Raw genomic sequence first — 564 nt, 5'->3', positions numbered from 1 at the left:
CGACCACCTGCTCACCCCGCAGAACGCGGCGTTCATCGTCATCGACTACCAGCCGGTCCAGGTGAACTCGATTGCATCGATGGATCGCCAGCTGCTGATCAACAACATCGTCGGCGCATCGAAGGCCGCGGTCGCATACGACCTGCCGATCGTCCACTCGACCGTCAACGTGAAGACCGGCCTGAACAAGCCGCCGATCCCGCAACTGCGCGCCGCGCTCGAAGGCTATCCGACCTACGACCGCACCAGCATCAACTCGTGGGAAGACGTCGAGTTCCGCAAGGCCGTCGAGGCCACCGGCCGCAAGAAACTGATCATGACCGCGCTGTGGACCGAAGCGTGCCTGACCTTCCCCGCGCTCGACGCGCTGAAGGCCGGCTACGAAGTCTATGTGGTGGTCGACGCAGTCGGCGGCACGTCGGTCGCCGCGCACGAAGCCGCGCTGCGCCGCATCGAGCAGGCCGGCGGCCAGATGATCAGCGTCGCGCAGCTGTTCTGCGAACTGCAGCGCGACTGGGCGCGCAGCGCAACCGTTCCTGCATTCATCAACCTGTTCATCGAAAC

At 64.7% G+C, this 564-nt stretch carries 1 protein-coding gene; it reads left to right on the top strand.

Annotated elements, in window-relative coordinates:
- Positions 1-564, top strand: a 564-nt coding sequence (locus tag DID99_RS36880) for a hydrolase (RefSeq protein WP_148094728.1), incomplete at both ends; no start/stop codon positions are given.

It is taken from the genome of Burkholderia sp. Bp8986, from assembly GCF_003854225.1.
Lineage (GTDB): Bacteria > Pseudomonadota > Gammaproteobacteria > Burkholderiales > Burkholderiaceae > Burkholderia.
The sequence above is the reverse complement of the archived record's forward strand: the minus strand, read 5'-3'. Positions and strand labels throughout refer to the sequence as shown.